Origin of the sequence: Bacillus sp. DHT2 (assembly GCF_026241455.1) — a bacterium.
Lineage (GTDB): Bacteria > Bacillota > Bacilli > Bacillales > Bacillaceae_G > Bacillus_A > Bacillus_A pseudomycoides.
On sequence record NZ_JAPHWH010000086.1, the window covers coordinates 1 to 411 of the forward strand.

The window sequence follows — 411 nt, forward strand, 5'->3', positions numbered from 1 at the left end:
CCGGACGATCTTTCGCATTATCGTCTTTCCATGTCTTCGTTCCTTCTACTTTTGTTTGGCTTACTTTTGTATTCGTGATGTCATAACCTTTTACTTCGGATTGATATCCATCTACCGGTTGTTCTTTTACTTCATACTTGTATGCCTTACCTTCGGCATCGTATGCCGCTAAATCTTTGAATTCATACTTCCAACCGCTTGCTTCACTTACTTCTTGTGTCGCAAGCACTTTGCCATTTTGTAGTAAGTCTACTTTGATCATTGCCGGACGATCTTTCGCATTGTCGTCTTTCCATGTCTTCGTTCCTTCTACTTTTGTTTGGCTTACTTTTGTATTCGTGATGTCATAACCTTTTACTTCGGATTGATATCCATCTACCGGTTGTTCTTTCACTTCATACTTGTATGCCT

Annotated in this window: 1 protein-coding gene; it reads right to left on the reverse strand. The window is 39.9% G+C overall.

The features are described 5' to 3' along the window. Positions 1–411, reverse strand: a 411-nt coding sequence (locus tag ORL93_RS31015; RefSeq protein WP_265960353.1) for a Cna B-type domain-containing protein, incomplete at both ends; no start/stop codon positions are given.